Raw genomic sequence first — 17,566 nt, 5'->3', positions numbered from 1 at the left:
GATGATGACCAGTGGCCATGCCACGCTGGTAACCAAGCAATTCGGCGCCCGTGCAGACGCTTATGTCGAAAGCAGCGTGCACGCGCAAGGCGCCGATCTCGACCAGGCGGCAGCCTTGCTCACGGGCCACAATGCGGCGCGCGTGCTCGATCTCGGCTGCGGCGGCGGCCATGTCTCGTTTCGCGCCGCGCCGCTCGTCGGGACGGTCGTGGCTTACGATCTTTCGGCCGACATGCTCGCAGCCGTCGCCCGCACTGCGACGCAACGCGGCCTCGCCAATATTACGACGCGACAAGGCCGCGCCGAGGCCCTGCCCTTCGCCGATCGCGATTTCGATTTTGTCCTGAGCCGCTACAGCGCGCATCATTGGCACGGTTTTTCGCAGGCGCTCGCCGAAGCGCATCGCGTGCTGCGGCCCGGCGGCACGGCGTTGTTCATGGATACGGTCTCGCCGGGGACGGCGCTCTTTGATACCTATCTGCAGGCGGTCGAACTGATCCGCGATCCCTCGCATATCCGCGATTATGCGACCGCGGAATGGCTGAATGCGCTTGCCGCCGCCGGCTTCACGCTCAAGAACGTCACGGCGCGCCGGGTGAGGCTCGAATTTTCGTCTTGGGTCACCCGCATGGCGACCCCGGCGCCGCAGGTGACCGCGATCCGGGCGCTGCAGGGGCAGATGGCGGAAGATGTCGTCAACCATTTCGCCATCGAGGCCGATGGCAGTTTCACGATCGACACCGCGGCGATCGAAGTCGCGCGGGAAAGCTAGATGCGCATCATCGGCTTTGCCGGCTGGAGCGGCGCGGGCAAGACGACGCTGATCGTCAAATTGATCCCGGCCCTGATCGCGCGCGGCTTCAGTGTCTCGACGCTCAAGCACGCGCATCACAATTTCGATGTCGATAAGCCGGGCAAGGATTCTTATGAACACCGCATGGCGGGGGCGAGGGAAGTGCTTGTCGCCTCCGACCTGCGCTTTGCCTTGATGCACGAATTGCGCGGCGCGCCGGAGCCGTCGCTCGCCACATTGCTCGGCAAGCTCGCCCCGGTCGATCTCGTTCTCGTCGAAGGCTTCAAACGCGATTCACATATGAAGCTCGAAGTGTATCGCGCCGCCAACGGCAAGCCGCTGCTCTACCCCGAGGATGCGCATATCAAAGCTCTGGTCAGCGACTTGCCGCCGAATGACGTGCCGGCCGATGTGGCGCGCGCCCATATCGACGATGTCGAGGCGGTCGCTTCGCTGGCTCTGCAACTCGCGACGCCGTGGCCCTAGATCGCGATGCCTTTTAGGTTGAATCAACCTAAAGGCATGAAGCGCGATCGATTGTATTAGGTTAGAGCGGGATTCATTGCGAAAAGCCGCTCACGCTTTTTCGCATCCCGCTCTAGAGCATCGGCTCGAAACGTGCGTAGCGGTTTTCGGACAAATCCGATGCGATAAAAGAGACGTAAAAGCGCCAAGCGATCCAATCTGAACGTCCGAGGCTCTCCAGCGCTCACGACGCTTCAAGATGGGCGCGGGCGCGAATGGCGGCGCTCAATGCGGCGGCGGCGCCGCCCGGCGCGCGGCGGCCTTTGAGAAGCACGAATTCGACCGGTCCCAAATCGGGCAGGCCCTGCAGCGGCGCAAGCTCGGCAAGCCCCTCCGGAATGAGACGGCGCGAATGCGCCATGAGTCCGAGACCGGCGCGCGTTGCCGCGGTCAGGCCATTGAGGCTACTGCTGGTGCAGGCGATCCGCCAAGGAATGCCGGCATGTTCGAGCGCCGCCAGGGCGGCCGAGCGGGTGATGGCCGGCGGCCGGTAGACGACGAGCGGCACAGGGCCTTTAGGACGCCGCCAATCCGTCTGCGATGCGACCCAGACGAGCTTGTCGCGCCAGACGAGATCGCCGCGTTCGTCACCTGCCCATCGCTTGCAGAAGGCGATGTCGAGATCGCCGCCGTCGAGTCTGTTCATCAGCACCGCACTCAAGGCGACGGTGAATTCGAATTCGACAAGCGGATGTTTGGCGACGAAATCGGCAAGCACTTCCGGCAGCCAGGACGGGACCAGATCCTCCGACGCGCCGAAGCGCAGACGCCCGCGCTGCTCGCTGCCGGCAAAATAATCTGTGGCCCGGTTGTTCGTCTCGATGATGTTGCGGGCGAATTCGACGAGTGCCTCGCCTTCCGACGTCATGGCGACCGAATGCGTGTCACGAATGAACAGCCGATGCCCGATACATTTCTCGAGCTTTTGCACATGCTCGCTGACCGTCGATTGACGCAGGCTGAGCCGGCGGCTCGCTTCGGAGAAGCTGTTACCTTCAGCGATCATCAGAAATGTTTGGAGCAAAACCGGGTCGAGCATTTGCTTATCGGAAGTCGCGATAACACTCAGCGGTTTCTACGGCGTTCCGCATCGCAAAAGCAATTGCGATAGTGCGGCGATCAAAAGATTTCGCAGCGAAGCTCTCCGTTCGCAACGGAGACGCTTGCGCGAGACAGGGAGGAGACGATGCCGCTCTATTCACGCCGTACTTTGCTTTCGACCGGCGCCGCCGCCGGCGGTCTGCTCGTCGCGGCAAGCCAGACCTATGCCGCAAATTATGACAATGTCCGCGATGCGTCGCAGACGCCGGGACCGCATGATGCGCGCGAAGAGGCGCTCAACCCCGACGAATTGAATCCCCCGCCGACCGATCACGGCAATCTCGGCACGCTCAAATATTCCTTTTCCGAAGCGCATAACCGCCATACCGATGCCGGCTGGGCGCGCGAGGTCACGGTCAGAAACTTTCCGATGTCGAAGGAAATGGCCGGGGTCGACATGCGCTTGCCAAAGGGCGCCGTGCGCGAGTTGCATTGGCATAAGGCCGCCGAATGGGCCTTTATGACCTATGGCAATGCGCGGATCACCGGCATCGACGCACAGGCGCGCAAGTTCGTCAACGACGTGAAAGCCGGCGACCTCTGGTTCTTCCCGTCCGGCATTCCGCATTCGATCCAGGGACTGGGGCCAGACGGCGCCGAATTTGTCCTCGTCTTCAACGACGGCAATTTCTCTGAAGACAGCACATTCTTGATCAGCGACTGGATGCGCCACACGCCCCCCGAGGTGCTCGCCAAAAACCTCGGCGTCCCGGCGAGCGCCTTCGCCAATCTCCCGAAAAAGGATCTTTGGATCTTCAACGCGCCCCTGCCCGGCTCGCTTGCCGATGACCTGGCGCAAAGCAGCCAGCCAATAGTGCCGGATTCCTATTCTTTCCCGCTGATGGACCAGCCGCCGATCAGGACCAAAAGCGGCACCGTGCGGATCGCCGACAAAAACAATTTCAAGGCCTCGAATGTGATGTCGGCGGCGCTTGTCGAGGTGCAGCCGGGGGGCCTGCGCGAATTGCATTGGCATCCGACCTCGGATGAATGGCAATATTACATCGAAGGCACGGCGCGGATGACGCTGTTTGGCAGCGAAGGCCGCGCCAATACCGTCGATTTCGCCGCGAGCGATGTCGGCTATGTGCCGCGCGCCATGGGCCATTATATCGAGAATACCGGCAACGACGTGCTGCGCTTCCTCGAAGTTTTCCACGTCGGCGAATATGCCGACCTGTCACTGACCTCATGGATGGCGAACACGCCCAACGAACTCGTCGCTGCGCATCTGAACATCGACGAAAAGATCGTGCGCAACCTACCGCGTACGAAGACGCCGGTGGTGCCGGCGTGATGACTGAGCGCCGCCGCTGTCATTTGACAGTGAGCGGCGCTTTTTCCGCATTGCAAACTGACCGAATCGCCGGGCAATCAATTTAAATATATCTTGCTCGATACAAGCAATTGTGCAGTTTAGTTGCTGGTAAGAGCGCGTCCCGAAACGCGCCGAAAAGATGGCGGGACAATCTTGCGAACCGCCGCCCAAGGAATGAGGAAAGCCCATGAGTACATTGGTTTCCCCCGCCGCTGGCGCTGCGTCCGGCGGGCTTCTCGATCGCTCGCGCACCATCGCCGGTCCCCGCTTCAACCGGTGGCTCGTGCCCCCCGCCGCGCTGGCAATTCATCTCTGCATTGGCATGGCTTACGGCTTCTCAGTGTTCTGGTTGCCGATGACGAAGCTTCTGCCAGCCGCCAATGCCGCGGCGTGCAAAGGCCAAGGGTTCATCGGCGAACTCTTCACGACAAGTTGTAACTGGACGGTTCCGTCGGAAACGCACGTCTTTGAAATCTTCATCGCCATGCTCGGCATTTCCGCGGCGATTTGGGGCGGCTGGCTCGAACATGCTGGACCGCGCAAAGCCGGCTTCTACGCGGCGATCTGTTGGGGCGGCGGTCTCATCCTGCTCGGCCTCGCCGTCATGTCGCATCAGCTTTGGCTCGTCTATCTCGTCGCCGTCTTCTGCGGCATCGGTCAAGGCATCGGCTATATCACGCCGGTTTCGACACTCATCAAATGGTTTCCTGATCGGCGCGGCATGGCCACGGGCTTTGCCATCATGGGCTATGGCGGCGGCGCAATGATCGGCGCGCCGCTCGCGGTCTGGCTCATGGCCCGCTTCGCCGCGCACGGCGTGCCGGGCGTGCCGCAGGCATTAATGGCGATGGGCGTCATCTATTTCATCGCCATGTGCCTCGGCGCCTTCGGCTTCCGCGTCACGCCGGCGGGCTGGGTGCCGGCCGGGTGGACGCCGCCGACCAACAACAAGAGCCTCATCAGCCGCAACAGCGTGCATCTCAACACGGCATGGAAGACGCCGCAGTTCTGGTTCATCTGGGGCGTTCTCTTCTGCAACGTCACCGCCGGCATTGCGGTGATCGCGATGGCGAGCCCGATGTTCCAGGACATTTTCGGCGCCAAGCTCGTCGGCGTCGTCGATGCGGCAGCGGCCCTGACCCCGGCGCAGAAAGCGGCCATTGCCGCGGCTGCGGCGGGTCTCGTCGGCCTCATCAGCCTTTTCAACTCGCTCGGCCGTCTCTTCTGGGCGTCGTTGTCGGATTTCCTCGGCCGCAAGAACACCTATTATACGATCTTCGTCTTGGGCATCATCCTCTATTGCCTGCTGCCGAATTGGGGCCATGCCGGGCTTGCGGCGGCGTTCGTCGCGTCGCTCTGCATCATCCTCACCATGTATGGCGGCGGCTTCGCGACGCTGCCGGCCTATCTCGCCGATATTTTCGGGCCGCAGATGGTCGGCGCCATCCATGGCCGCTTGATCACGGCCTGGTCGGCCGCCGGCGTCGTCGGGCCATTCGTCATTGCCTCGCTTCGGCAATTCGGCATCGATCACGGCGTCGTGCATACGCGGCTCTACGACCTGACGCTTTACGTCATGGCCGGTCTGCTGTTCGCGGGTCTTATCTGCAATGCCTTGGTGCGGCCGGTCGATTCGAAATATTGGATGTCGGAAGAAGAAGTTGCGCGCGAGCGGGCGCTTCTGAAGGAAGACAGGGTCGCGGCAAATGCGGCGACGGCGGCGCGGGGCCAGTTCGGCATCGTCGGCGCCATCGCCTGGGCTGCGGTCGGCATTCCCTTCCTGATCGGCCTCTATATCGCTCTGTCGAAAGCGGCGGCGCTGATCTAAGCGCCGCTCCCCGTCGAGAAGGCCCGCGCGATCGCCGCCGTGCGGCGCGCGGCCCCTACGGTGACGAGCCCGTCAAGGCTTTGCGCTGCATCGAGCCCCTGCATCAGCCGCGCTCCGCCGCCGTTGAGATCGAGCGGCGCATTGGCGTCGCGCCACGATAAAGCCCGCCGCAACGTGCCGATCTCGTCGGCCGTTCCCCCATTGAACAGAGCCAGAAACAGCGCCAACGTTCCCCGGTTGGCCCCCGCCTGCCCGCGCGCAATGCGATAGAGATTGACGAAGCGCTTGACAGCGCGCGGCGTGCCGCCGGCGAGCGGTGCCAGCCCGGCGAGAAGCGCCGATTCCTCGGCCGAAATCGACCAATCATGCACCGGCGCGATCGGCCCCTTGCCTGCGGCGTCCGGCGTGCCGGCGCGGCCGATCGCCTGCTCGACGAAGCCGGCATAATCGGCACTCCCCGCCGCATCGAGGCGGAACGGCACCTGAATCCATTTGTCGAACGCATCGGCCTCTTCCGTCAGCCGTGCCGGGTCGGCGGCAATGATCGTCACGAAGCCGCGATGGGCGAAGGCGCGGTGCGCCGCTTCAAGCAAGGCGCGCATCTGCGCGGGCGGCAGGGCATCGACATCGTCCAACGCGATGAGAATGCGGTCCGGCACCGACAAGGCGCCAGCCGTCGCCTTCTGGGTCCCGACGAGATAGGTGGCCAGCGAAGCGAAGAAATGTTCGGCCTGCGCCTTGGCGCCGCGCTCCTTGAACGGCGATGGCTCGCTCTGCAGTGCGCCGCGCACGGCATTGCCGGCGCGCCGGTCGGCCTCGGCCGCAGCGCGGGCCGCAAGATCGACGTCGGCCTCCAGTCCGTCGACGCGGCGCGTTTGATGCGCATAGAGCTGATCGAGCGCCTGGCGCCGCGCAGCCACGTCGCTTTTCAGCAAACTGACGCCGCGGAACAGCGGGTTGAGGAAGAGCACGCCGCGCAAAATATTGGTGGCAAGCGCGGCCGCGGCGCCCAAATAGGCCAATTTGCCGGCAAAACTCAGCCAGCCGATATGATCGCTGAGCCAAGCCGACAGTGGGACGAAGCCCTTACCGGACTTGGCGAGGGACGCGAGCCAGAGGTCATGCTGGGCCACCGCATTATCGAGGCCAGCGCCGACAAGAAACAGAACCAGCGCGGCGATGAGCAGCCGGCCCTGGCCGGCAAAAGCCCAGAAGGCCCGCAGCGCCGCCCCGGCCCGTCCCAGCGCACCGCCGGCATCGGCAACATCGCGCACCATCGATTTATAATTGGCGATGGGATCGCCGGTAATGCCGAAGCTCGCCAGCCGGCTCTCGATCTTGCCGCGGTTGGTTCGCGCAAATGTGTCGACTTGCGATCCAGCCGATTCAAAGAGAATGGTTTCGGTCAGCCGCCCGCGGCGGTTCTCGATTTCGTGTAACGATTGGCGTTCGGAATCGAGCCGGCGCCGGGCCTCGTCGAGCCGCTGCGCTGCCTCGCGCGCGACGACATGCGGGTCACGGACCGCATGGGCCGCTTCACGCACGAATTCCGGATAAGCGGCGCCCAATTTGTCATAGACCGCTCCGGCAAGGGCCACGCTCGGCTCGCCGTCGAGCGAGGCGGCATCAATCCGCACAATATGGATCCGCCGCACCATCGTCTCGCCGGGCGCGGCACTCAGCGCCTCGACATCGCCGAGCAGTGCCGCCAGCGCAAAGCTTTTGCCCGCCCCGGAGCGGCCAAGAAGGCCGATGGTCAGCGGCGTCTCGGCATCGCGATGCGCCGCGAGTTCGGCAAGAGGCCGCAGGGCAGCCATCTGCCCCAGGGAGTCGGTGCCGCGCGGGAGATCGGCGGCGAAAATACTGCCGCGCGGTTTTGCCGGCGGCGGCGGCGCCGCGTTCGAACGGTTCGGCTGCGCCGGAAGGCTCGGGGCGATCGGCTCGGCGCGGGCCGGATTTTTGCTGAGATCGCGCGTTTCGACATCGGTCACGTTGCCGTTCCTTTCGAGCACATCCATATGGAATTTGTGGCCTTTCGGCCTAAAGCGGGAGACGGAAAAAGTCGATGCCGGTCTTTCGCAAGGTCCCGCTCTAAATCGAGAATCGACCACGTTCATTATTTTGGATCAACCGAACTTCGCCGCGCGGGCTCGGGCGCGCCAAACCAGGTTGCTCCGATCAGGGTGATCTCGGCGCGCAAGTCACCACCCGATTGTGACGACCAAAAGACCAAGCTGTCATCAAAAAACAAGCTTGTTTGCACAATGTCGATGCCGCTGGACCGCGGCCGTCGGGACGATTAGAAAGCGGCCAATTCCCAACAATCAAATGAGTGAGAAAAGCCTGCTATGGCGCGGCAATTTATCTATCACATGCAAGGTTTGACCAAGACCTATCCCGGCGGCAAGAAGGTCTTGGAAAACGTCAACCTTTCCTTCTACCCGGATGCCAAGATCGGCGTCCTGGGCATCAACGGCGCCGGCAAATCCACGCTCCTGCGCATCATGTCCGGGATCGATAAGGAGTTCAGCGGCGAAGGCTTCGTCGCGGAGGGAGCGCGGACGGGCTACCTGCCGCAGGAACCCCAGCTCGACGAAGATCTCGACGTGCGCGGCAACGTCATGCAAGGCGTCGCCGCCAAGCAAGCGATCCTCGACCGCTACAACGAACTCGCCATGAATTATTCGGACGAGACGGCGGACGAGATGACCAAATTGCAGGACGAAATCGAGGCGCAGGGCCTGTGGGATCTCGATTCCCAAGTCGATCAGGCGATGGAGGCGCTCGGCTGCCCGCCCAACGACTGGCCGGTCGACAAGCTCTCGGGCGGCGAGCGCCGCCGCGTCGCGCTCTGCCGGCTGCTGCTCGAAAAGCCGGAATTGCTGCTGCTCGACGAGCCGACCAACCATCTCGACGCCGAGACCGTCAACTGGCTGGAGGGGCACTTGCGGGCCTATCCCGGCGCTATCCTGATCGTCACTCACGACCGCTATTTTCTCGACAATGTGACCGGCTGGATCCTAGAGCTCGATCGCGGCCGCGGCATTCCTTACGAGGGCAATTATTCTGCCTGGCTCGTGCAGAAGCAGAAGCGCCTCTTGCAGGAATCGCGCGAAGAAGCCGCCCGCGTCAAACAATTGGAAGCGGAAGCCGGCTGGATCGCGTCAAGCCCCAAGGCGCGGCAGGCGAAATCGAAAGCGCGCATCCAGCGCTATGAGGACTTGCTCGCCAAGCAGAACGACCGCGCGCCGAGCGCCGCGCAGATCGTCATTCCGATCGGCGAACGGCTGGGCAACAATGTGATCGACGTCGAGAACCTGTCGAAGGGGTTCGGCGACAAACTGCTCATCGACAATCTGTCGTTCAAATTGCCGCCGGGCGGCATCGTCGGCGTCATCGGTCCGAACGGGGCCGGCAAAACGACGCTCTTTCGCATGATCACTGGCCAGGACAAGCCGGATGCCGGCACGATCACGATCGGCGAAAGCGTGCATCTCGGTTATGTCGATCAGTCGCGCGACGCGCTCGATCCCGGCAAGAACGTGTGGGAAGAGATTTCCGGCGGCAACGATCTGATCCTGCTCGGCAAGCGGGAGGTGAACTCGCGCGCCTATGTCTCGGCCTTCAATTTCAAAGGCTCGGATCAGCAAAAGAAGGTCGGCCAGCTCTCCGGCGGCGAGCGCAACCGCGTCCATCTTGCCAAAATGCTGAAATCAGGCGCCAATCTGCTCCTGCTCGACGAGCCGACCAACGACCTCGACGTCGATACCCTCCGCGCGCTCGAGGAAGCGCTGATGGAATTCGCCGGCTGCGTGTTGGTGACGTCGCACGATCGCTTCTTCCTGGACCGGATCGCGACGCACATGCTCGCCTTCGAGGGCGACAGCCATGTCGAATGGTTCGAGGGGAATTTCGCCGATTACGAGGAAGACAAGAAGCGCCGTCTCGGCATCGACAGCGTGATCCCGCACCGGATCAAATATAAAAAATTCTCGCGATAACGCTGGGTCCGGAACGCGACAGCGGCTTTCCGACGAAGACCGCGCACAAGCGTAGAGAGGGCTGGAACGCGAAACCGCGTTCCAGATCCGAAATCCGAAAATCAGGCCCGCATCAATTTGACGGCGAGGCCGCTGACACTGACCCGCTGCAGCGTCGCCGCGCCGGGCAGGTCGCCATCGTCGGCATGGTCAACGCCGTAATCGACTTCGATGATCGCATCGGCATCGCAATCCTCGGCGACGTCGACGAGGTTCTCGAGCGCCTTGGCCTTGTAGAATTCTTGAGTCACCGCGGAGCGGCGCCCGTGCCAGCCCGAAGCGGCATGAATGCGGCCGATCGGCACGACCTTCACCCCTTCGATGTCGTTATCGTAAATGATCCGCATACTTCTCATCCTTCATTCGTCCGGTTCTGAACGTCCGCCCGTTCAACACCGTCGGCATTTTCTTTCAGGTCTCTTCGGGCCTCTCTCCCTTGCGACGCGCTTCGCTTCTCATTGGCGTTCGCCGCAGTCTCTTCAACGTGCTCGCGCTCCGCGGCGCAAACTTGATGAGATTGTGGCTTTGTCGGCGCATTGTACGTGTCGCTGAAACTATGCGTTCACAATGCTTTAAAACTTCGTTTCGAATCGCACGCACCATGTTGATTCGAACGAACAACAATTTGCTGCGTGCGGTTAACGAAAGCTATGTGAAACTGCACAGCCTCGCGTGTTTGTCGCTTGATGTGTTGTCTGTGCCATGCCCGCGACGTGTGTTCCCACACAACAGAGACACTTCACCATTTATTTCGTCTCTGTAATTCGAGTACACGCGCGCTCGCATGACATCCATGCGTATAAGTCGCCCTAGCTGAACGGCAGCCAAATACATTCCGGCGAAAACGTGAGCGCGTGCCGCGCTCTGGGCGACCCTTGGAAGGACCTTTTCACTTTACAATATAAAGATATCTTTATATGGTATCTGTAATGACCCAGGCGACAGACCCGGCGCTTTCCTTCGACTCGCTGCTGACGGCACTCGCCGCGGCGGGCGAGCCGACGCGCTTGCGCCTGCTGGCCTTGCTCGCCGAAGCCGAATTGACGGTGACCGAACTGGTCACGATCCTCGGCCAATCGCAGCCGCGAATCTCACGGCATCTCAAGCTCTTGGTCGAAGCCGGATTGGTCGAGCGTCACCGCGAGGGCGCCTGGGTCTTTTTCCTTGCGGCAAGCAGCGGACCGGCAGGCCGGCTGCTTTCGACCGTCCTCGCCATGCTCGCGCCGGGCGACGCGACCCGCTCCGCCGACCGCGGCCGGCTTGCCGAAGTCCGGCGTCTCCGGGCCGAACAGGCCGCCCGTTACTTTGCCGCCCATGCGGCGGATTGGGACCAGATCAGAGCACTGCATATCCGCGAGGAACGGGTCGAAGCTGCGATCAATGACTTGGTCGGCCGGACGCCGCTCCATGCCCTGCTCGACCTCGGCACGGGCACCGGGCGGATGCTCGAACTTCTGGCGCCGCGCGCCGGCCGTGCCGTCGGCATCGACCAGTCGCCGCAGATGCTCGCCCTCGCCCGCGCCCGGATCGAGAAGGCCGGGCTGCGCAATGTCCAGCTCCGCCAGGGCGACATCTATGCACTACCGGTCGAGCATGATGGCTACGACCTCGTCATCGTCCATCAAGTGCTGCACTATCTTGACGATCCCGCCCGTGCCGTGCGCGAAGCCGCGCGTGCCCTGCGCCCATCCGGGCGTTTGCTGATCGTCGATTTCGCCCCCCATGAAGAAGAAAGCCTGCGCACGGCGCATGCGCACCGCAGGCTCGGCTTCTCGGGCGAGGAGATCGCCGACCTGCTGCAAGAGGCTGGTCTGGAGGTCATCGGACGGCGCGATCTTGTGCCGAGCAAGAAGGATGGCGGCAAGCTCACCGTCTCCCTTTGGCTCGGCCGCGACCGCCGCACCATCGCCGACCCCGTCCCGCTCACCAATCGCGAGTTTGCCTGATGGCTCTGGCCGACTTTTCCGCTGCCCTGCCGCGCGCCAGCCGCCGCATCTGCACGGGCATGAACGTCTCTTTCGAATTCTTCCCGCCGCAGACGGAGGAGATGGAGCGGACGCTGTGGACCTCGATCGAACGGCTGGCGCCGCTGGCGCCGGAATTCGTCTCGGTGACCTATGGCGCCGGCGGCGCGACGCGCGAGCGCACCCATGCCACGGTCGCCCGCATCGTTCGCGAGACCACGATCAAGCCCGCCGCGCATCTCACCTGCGTCGGCGCAACCTGCGCCGAGGTCGATGAAATCGCCCGCTCCTATTGGGAGATCGGCGTACGCCATATCGTGGCCTTGCGCGGCGATCCGCCGGGGGGCGTCGCAGGTCGGTTCCACCCGCATCCCGAAGGCTATGCCAGTTCGACCGCCCTGGTCGCCGGGCTGAGACGCCTCGCCGATTTCGAGATCAGCGTCTCGACCTATCCCGAGGGCCATCCCGAAAGCGCCTCGATCGATCAGGATATCGACGCGCTGAAAGCCAAGATCGATGCCGGGGCGACGCGGGCGATCACCCAGTTCTTCTTCGAGAACGAGGTCTATTTCCGTTTCCTCGACAAAGCCCGCGCCAGCGGCATCAATATCCCGATCATTCCCGGCATCGTGCCGGTGCAGAACTTCCGCCAAACGGCGCGGTTCGCCGAAAGGGCCGGCGCCAGCGTGCCGGCTTGGCTCGCCGAGCGTTTCGAAGGGCTCGATGACGATCCGACGACGCGCCGCCTGATCGCCGCGACGATCGCGGCCGAGCAGGTGTTCGACCTCGTTGACGCCGGCATCGAGCATTTCCATTTCTACACGATGAACCGCGCGGATCTCGTCTATGCGATCTGCCACTTGATCGGCCTGCGGCCGAAAGCCGAGACGAAAGACCTCTGAATGCCCAAAGTCCCTGTGTCCGAGATTGAGAATGAACTTCGTGCGGCCGCCAGGGAGCGCATCCTGGTGCTCGACGGCGCCATGGGCACGATGATTCAGACGCATAAATTTTCGGAAGCGGACTTTCGCGGCAAGCGTTTTGCCGATTGGCCGAGTGACCTGCGCGGCAACAACGACCTTTTGGTCTTGACGCAGCCGCATGCGATCGAGGCGATCCACCTCGCCTATGCCGAGGCCGGTGCGGACATTCTCGCGACCAACACGTTCTCCTCGACCCGCATCGCCCAGGCCGATTACGGCATGCAGGAGTTGGTCGCCGAATTGAACCGCGAAGCGGCACGCCTCGCCCGCCGCGCCGCCGATGCGGCGATGGCGAAAGACGGGCGCCGACGCTTCGTCGCCGGTTCGATCGGCCCGACGAACCGCACGGCCTCGATCTCGCCGGACGTCAACGACCCCGGCTTCCGTGCCGTGACCTTCGACGAATTGCGCGCGGCCTATGCCGAAGCAGCCGAAGCGCTGATCGAAGGCGGTGCGGATATTCTGCTGATCGAGACGATTTTCGACACGCTCAATGCCAAGGCCGCCTATGCCGGCCTCGACGACGTGTTCGAGACGATCGGTCGCAAGCTGCCGGTGATGATCTCGGGCACGATCACCGATCTTTCAGGCCGCACGCTCTCCGGCCAAACGCCGGCGGCCTTCTGGTATTCGCTTCAGCATGCGGCGCCGTTCTCGATCGGTTTGAATTGCGCGCTGGGCGCGCGCGAGATGCGGGCGCATCTCGCCGAGCTTTCGCGCATCGCCGATACGCTGATCTGCGCCTACCCCAATGCCGGCCTGCCCAACGAATTCGGCCTCTATGACGAAAGCCCCGACTATATGGCGGGCCTCATCGGCGAATTCGCCGAGGCAGGCCTCGTCAACATCGTCGGCGGTTGCTGCGGCACGACGCCGGCGCATATCCATGCGATTGCCAAGCGCGTCGGCGGCCTTCGCCCTCGCGATATTCCCGAGATCGAGCCGCGGCTGCGCCTCTCAGGCCTCGAACCCTTCACGCTCACGCCGGACATCCGCTTCGTCAATGTCGGCGAACGCACCAATGTCACCGGTTCGGCGCGCTTCCGCAAACTGATCAAGGACGGCGATTTTGCCGCCGCGCTCGACGTGGCTCGCGATCAAGTCAGCAATGGCGCGCAGATCATCGACGTCAACATGGATGAAGGTTTGCTCGATTCACAGCAAGCCATGGTCGATTTCCTCAACCTCGTCGCGGCGGAGCCCGATATCGCCCGCGTGCCGGTGATGATTGATTCATCGAAATTCTCGGTGATCGAGGCCGGTCTCAAATGTCTGCAAGGCAAGCCGGTCGTAAACTCGATATCGCTCAAGGAAGGCGAGGAAAAGTTCATCGAGCAGGCCAAGATCGTGCGCCGCTACGGCGCCGCCGTCGTCGTCATGGCCTTCGACGAAAAGGGCCAGGCGGATTCGCTGACCCGAAAGGTCGAGATTTCGGCGCGCGCCTATAAAATCCTGACGGAGACGGTCGGCTTTCCGCCGCAGGACATCATCTTCGATCCCAACATCTTCGCCGTTGCGACCGGCATCGAGGAACATAACAATTACGGCGTCGATTTCATCGAGGCTGCGCGCGAAATCCGCAAGCGCTTCCCGCTTGTCCACATTTCCGGCGGCGTCTCGAACCTCTCCTTTTCGTTTCGCGGCAATGAGCGGGTGCGCGAGGCGATGCATTCGGTTTTCCTCTATCACGCCATTGCTGCGGGCATGGACATGGGCATCGTCAATGCCGGCCAGCTCGCCGTCTATGAGGACATCGACCCAGCGCTGCGCGAGGCCTGCGAAGACGTCGTGCTGAACCGCCGGTCGGATGCGACCGAGCGGCTGCTGGCGCTCGCCGAAAGTTATAAAGGCAAGGGCGCGGAGGCGAAGGAAAAAGACCTCGCCTGGCGCGAACTGCCAGTCGAGAAGCGGCTCGAACATGCGCTCGTCGCCGGCATCACCGAATATATCGACGCCGATGTTGAAGAGGCGCGGCAAAAGGCGGTGCGGCCGCTCGACGTGATCGAAGGGCCGCTGATGGCCGGCATGAATGTGGTCGGCGATCTCTTCGGCTCAGGCAAGATGTTTCTGCCGCAGGTCGTCAAATCCGCGCGGGTGATGAAACAGGCCGTCGCCTATCTCCTGCCCTATATGGAGGAGGAGAAGGCCGATAATGTTCGTTCCAGCGCCGGCAAGATCCTGATGGCGACGGTGAAGGGCGATGTGCATGACATCGGCAAGAACATTGTCGGCGTCGTGCTCGCCTGCAACAATTACGAGATTATCGATCTCGGCGTCATGGTGCCGGCGCAGAAAATTCTCGAAACGGCGAAAGCCGAAAATGTCGATGCCATCGGCCTTTCAGGCCTTATCACGCCGTCGCTCGAAGAGATGTGCTTCGTCGCGTCGGAAATGGAGCGCGAAGGTTTCGGCCTGCCGCTGCTGATCGGCGGGGCGACAACGAGCCGCGTGCATACGGCGGTGAAGATTCATCCGAACTATCACCGCGGCCAGACGGTTTATGTCACCGATGCAAGCCGCGCTGTCGGCACCGTGCAAGCGCTGCTCTCGCCCGAGAACCGCACCGCCTATATCGAGAAGGTGCGCGCCGAATATCAGAAGGTTGCCGAGGCGCATGCGCGCGCCGAGCGCGACAAGGCGCGCGTCTCGCTCGCGCAGGCGCGGGCAAATGCCTTGAAGCTTGATTTTTCCGACTATGTCCCGCCGAAGCCGACCTTCACCGGCACGCGCATCTTCCGTTCCTACGAGGTCGAGGAACTGATCCCCTATATCGATTGGACGCCCTTCTTCCGCACTTGGGAATTGCGCGGGCATTTCCCAGAAATCCTCGACGACAAGGAACAGGGCGAGGCAGCGCGCCAGCTCTACGAAGACGCGCAGGACATGCTGAAGCAGATCGTCACCGAGCGCTGGTTCGATCCGAAAGCCGTGATCGGCTTCTGGCCGGCGAATGCAGTCGGCGACGACATCCGCCTTTACACGGGCGAGTCGCGCAGCGAAACGCTGGCCGTGCTGCATAGCTTGCGCCAGCAGCTTTCGAAGCGCGAGGGCCGGCATAATCTCGCCCTCGCCGATTTCATCGCGCCGGAAGGCAGCGGCAAGGCCGATTATATCGGCGGCTTCGTCGTCACCGCTGGCGCGCGCGAGGAAAAGCTCGCCGAGCGTTTCGCCAAGGCCAATGACGATTATCGCTCGATCCTGGTCAAGGCGCTTGCCGACCGTATCGCCGAGGCGTTTGCCGAGCGGATGCACGAGCGTGTGCGGCGCGAGTTCTGGGCCTATGCCCCGGATGAAGCGCTGACCAACGAAGACCGGATTGCGGAGACCTATCGCGGCATCCGCCCTGCCCCCGGCTATCCGGCGCAGCCCGACCATACCGAAAAGGCGACGCTGTTCGAACTTCTGCAAGCCGAGCGGCGCATCGGCGTGAAGCTGACGGAGAGCTTCGCCATGTGGCCAGGCTCCTCGGTCAGCGGACTTTATTTCGCGCATCCGCAAGCCGATTATTTCGGCGTCGGCAAGATCGAGCGCGACCAGGTCGAGGATTATGCGCGTCGCAAGGGGATGAGCGCCGACGCGGCGGAACGCTGGCTCGCGCCGATCCTCAACTACGACCGCACGGCCGTCGCCGCGGAATAGGCGCGGGCAAACGATCCAGCCGTCAAAGGCAGGATTGCTAGGTTCGCGCAAGCAACGGGGCCTAGTATAAGTTCGCAGTTCGCAGAGACGGCGGTCGCCGCTTCCAGGGAGCGCGTGCACGCCACCGTTTCACACAATGCGTCAGGGTTTGCCCGAGTTCTGTGCCGCAAGGCACTGGGCTCGAAGGAGATGATCCTGATGGCTCTCACCTATTGCAGCAAGACCTGCGAGATCGTTCATGGCGCTATGGCGCGGCTCTTTGTTGCGGGTCTCATCGACAAGCAGAGAATGCTGGAATTCGATCGCCTTTGTCTGAGCGAGCAAGAGCCCGAGACTGAAGCGCCCCAAATCGGCACTGCCTTGCAATCCGCCATCGCGCTGCGTGCCTTGCGTAAGCGCGAAGGCATGAGCGTGATCGATTTTGCGCGCCGCCTCAATATCGAGCCGCGGACGATCATCGCCTGGGAAGCCGGAGTTGCGCGTCCAAGCGCGGCGGTGGCGCGGCTCCTCGAGTTCATCGCCAGGGCTGGCCTGCAAGCCCTTCACTAGGCGATTAGGTTTCAGCGCCGTCGCTGATGAGATCAAGTAAAGTCTCGCGGGTCGAACGATCGGCTTTGCCGTCGACGCGTGCCGGCCGGAAATGGCGCTGGAAGGCCGTCACCACAGCCTGCGTTTTTTTGTCATAGACGCCGGTGACCTCGAGCCCGTAGCCATAAGCTACCAATTTGCGCTGCAGGTCCCAGACCTCGGCGCCCGCGTCGCCGAGGCTTAAGCCCGTATCATCGCCAATGGCATGCGGCGACACGTAATGTCCAAGACCGGCCGCCGCGAGCTTCGCCCAGGGAAAACGTTCGCCCGGATCCCTCTTGCGGTCTGGTGCGATGTCGGAATGGGCAAGAATGTTCTGTGGCGGGATTTCGCGCCGCTTAGCGATGTCGCGGCAGAGCGCGATCAAAGCGTCGATCTGCCCCGGCGGAAAGGGCGGGCTGCCAAAATCATGGCCGCCGTTGACGATTTCGATGCCGACGGACGCGGCGTTCATGTCCGTCTCGCCGGCCCAGAAACTCTTGCCCGCATGCCAGGCGCGGCGCGCCTCGGGCACGAGCTGGAAAATCCGCCCGTCTTCCTCGACGACATAATGCGCCGAAACTTCCGAGGCCGGATCGCAAAGCCGCGCCAAGGCCGCCGGCCCTGTCGCCATGCCGGTATAGTGCAGGATGATGGCCTGCAGCGGTTTCCCGCCCCGCGAATCGTGGCTCGGCGAGGCTACAGCCTCGGCATAAGGGCTATCGGGAATAAAGCCGTGCATGGGGACGCGCCGCGGCGGGTGGCTAATATCCGTAATAGGCGACGCAAACCGGCCGCCCATAGGGAT

General features: G+C 62.8%; 13 protein-coding genes. 9 read left to right on the top strand and 4 right to left on the bottom strand.

Annotated elements, in window-relative coordinates; all coding sequences use genetic code 11:
• The first annotated feature begins 4 nt into the window (after positions 1-4).
• Positions 5-772, top strand: a complete 768-nt coding sequence (locus tag Q0025_RS03645; RefSeq protein ID WP_297296120.1) for a class I SAM-dependent methyltransferase — start codon at positions 5-7, stop codon at positions 770-772.
• Complete coding sequence (mobB, locus tag Q0025_RS03640; RefSeq protein ID WP_297296118.1) at positions 773-1,279, top strand: molybdopterin-guanine dinucleotide biosynthesis protein B; 507 nt, start codon at positions 773-775, stop codon at positions 1,277-1,279.
• 223 nt (positions 1,280-1,502) lie between these two features.
• Here the strand turns inward: mobB and Q0025_RS03635 are convergent, their stop codons facing one another.
• A complete protein-coding gene (locus tag Q0025_RS03635) occupies positions 1,503-2,357 on the bottom strand; it encodes a LysR substrate-binding domain-containing protein (protein WP_297296116.1) in 855 nt (284 codons plus the stop codon).
• Positions 2,358-2,504: 147 nt separating this feature from the next.
• On the opposite strand from Q0025_RS03635, the gene Q0025_RS03630 reads away from it, so the two are divergent.
• Both Q0025_RS03630 and Q0025_RS03625 read left to right on the top strand, forming a co-directional pair.
• On the top strand, positions 2,505-3,716 hold the full coding sequence (locus tag Q0025_RS03630) for a cupin domain-containing protein (protein WP_297296114.1): 1,212 nt from the start codon (positions 2,505-2,507) through the stop codon (positions 3,714-3,716).
• A 208-nt stretch (positions 3,717-3,924) separates the two neighbouring features.
• Entirely contained in the window at positions 3,925-5,565 is a 1,641-nt protein-coding gene (locus Q0025_RS03625; RefSeq protein WP_297296112.1) for an OFA family MFS transporter, read from the top strand.
• On the opposite strand, the gene Q0025_RS03620 is transcribed toward Q0025_RS03625, so the two are convergent.
• On the bottom strand, positions 5,562-7,556 hold the full coding sequence (locus tag Q0025_RS03620) for a P-loop NTPase fold protein (protein ID WP_297296110.1): 1,995 nt from the start codon (positions 7,554-7,556) through the stop codon (positions 5,562-5,564). The two genes, Q0025_RS03625 and Q0025_RS03620, sit on opposite strands and share 4 nt — an antisense overlap.
• Positions 7,557-7,913: 357 nt before the next feature.
• On the opposite strand from Q0025_RS03620, the gene ettA reads away from it, so the two are divergent.
• The gene (gene ettA, locus Q0025_RS03615) at positions 7,914-9,566 is read left to right on the top strand and encodes an energy-dependent translational throttle protein EttA (RefSeq protein ID WP_297296108.1); all 1,653 of its coding nucleotides are present in this window, start codon (positions 7,914-7,916) and stop codon (positions 9,564-9,566) included.
• Positions 9,567-9,667: 101 nt separating this feature from the next.
• On the opposite strand, the gene Q0025_RS03610 is transcribed toward ettA, so the two are convergent.
• Complete coding sequence (locus tag Q0025_RS03610; protein ID WP_297296106.1) at positions 9,668-9,952, bottom strand: hypothetical protein; 285 nt, start codon at positions 9,950-9,952, stop codon at positions 9,668-9,670.
• Positions 9,953-10,522: 570 nt separating this feature from the next.
• Here Q0025_RS03610 and Q0025_RS03605 point away from each other — a divergent pair.
• The 4 genes from Q0025_RS03605 (at position 10,523) to Q0025_RS03590 (ending at position 16,740) form a co-directional block, all read left to right on the top strand.
• Complete coding sequence (locus tag Q0025_RS03605; protein WP_297296104.1) at positions 10,523-11,551, top strand: metalloregulator ArsR/SmtB family transcription factor; 1,029 nt, start codon at positions 10,523-10,525, stop codon at positions 11,549-11,551.
• A gap of 59 nt (positions 11,552-11,610) precedes the next feature.
• A complete protein-coding gene (gene metF, locus Q0025_RS03600) occupies positions 11,611-12,471 on the top strand; it encodes a methylenetetrahydrofolate reductase [NAD(P)H] (protein WP_297296230.1) in 861 nt (286 codons plus the stop codon).
• Complete coding sequence (metH, locus tag Q0025_RS03595; RefSeq protein WP_297296102.1) at positions 12,472-16,191, top strand: methionine synthase; 3,720 nt, start codon at positions 12,472-12,474, stop codon at positions 16,189-16,191.
• Positions 16,192-16,389: 198 nt separating this feature from the next.
• A complete protein-coding gene (locus tag Q0025_RS03590) occupies positions 16,390-16,740 on the top strand; it encodes a helix-turn-helix domain-containing protein (RefSeq protein WP_297296100.1) in 351 nt (116 codons plus the stop codon).
• A gap of 4 nt (positions 16,741-16,744) precedes the next feature.
• Here Q0025_RS03590 and Q0025_RS03585 read toward each other — a convergent pair whose 3' ends face one another.
• Positions 16,745-17,560 carry an N-acetylmuramoyl-L-alanine amidase gene (locus tag Q0025_RS03585; RefSeq protein ID WP_366939394.1) on the bottom strand — a complete coding sequence of 272 codons (816 nt, stop codon included), beginning with the start codon at positions 17,558-17,560 and terminating at the stop codon, positions 16,745-16,747.
• Positions 17,561-17,566: the final 6 nt, after the last annotated feature.

It is taken from the genome of uncultured Methylovirgula sp. (genome assembly GCF_947646745.1).
Taxonomy (GTDB): domain Bacteria; phylum Pseudomonadota; class Alphaproteobacteria; order Rhizobiales; family Beijerinckiaceae; genus Methylovirgula.
The sequence above is the reverse complement of the archived record's forward strand: the minus strand, read 5'-3'. Positions and strand labels throughout refer to the sequence as shown.

What these genes read in the sequence shown, in the direction of transcription:
- metH (WP_297296102.1), top strand. Translation starts at nt 12,472, where the DNA reads ATGCCCAAAGTCCCTGTGTCCGAGATTGAGAATGAACTTCGTGCGGCC.
- Q0025_RS03590 (WP_297296100.1), top strand. Translation starts at nt 16,390, where the DNA reads ATGGCTCTCACCTATTGCAGCAAGACCTGCGAGATCGTTCATGGCGCT.
- Q0025_RS03635 (WP_297296116.1), bottom strand. Translation starts at nt 2,357, where the DNA reads ATGCTCGACCCGGTTTTGCTCCAAACATTTCTGATGATCGCTGAAGGT.
- Q0025_RS03630 (WP_297296114.1), top strand. Translation starts at nt 2,505, where the DNA reads ATGCCGCTCTATTCACGCCGTACTTTGCTTTCGACCGGCGCCGCCGCC.
- mobB (WP_297296118.1), top strand. Translation starts at nt 773, where the DNA reads ATGCGCATCATCGGCTTTGCCGGCTGGAGCGGCGCGGGCAAGACGACG.
- Q0025_RS03610 (WP_297296106.1), bottom strand. Translation starts at nt 9,952, where the DNA reads ATGCGGATCATTTACGATAACGACATCGAAGGGGTGAAGGTCGTGCCG.
- Q0025_RS03585 (WP_366939394.1), bottom strand. Translation starts at nt 17,560, where the DNA reads ATGGGCGGCCGGTTTGCGTCGCCTATTACGGATATTAGCCACCCGCCG.
- Q0025_RS03645 (WP_297296120.1), top strand. Translation starts at nt 5, where the DNA reads ATGACCAGTGGCCATGCCACGCTGGTAACCAAGCAATTCGGCGCCCGT.
- Q0025_RS03605 (WP_297296104.1), top strand. Translation starts at nt 10,523, where the DNA reads ATGGTATCTGTAATGACCCAGGCGACAGACCCGGCGCTTTCCTTCGAC.
- ettA (WP_297296108.1), top strand. Translation starts at nt 7,914, where the DNA reads ATGGCGCGGCAATTTATCTATCACATGCAAGGTTTGACCAAGACCTAT.
- Q0025_RS03625 (WP_297296112.1), top strand. Translation starts at nt 3,925, where the DNA reads ATGAGTACATTGGTTTCCCCCGCCGCTGGCGCTGCGTCCGGCGGGCTT.
- metF (WP_297296230.1), top strand. Translation starts at nt 11,611, where the DNA reads ATGAACGTCTCTTTCGAATTCTTCCCGCCGCAGACGGAGGAGATGGAG.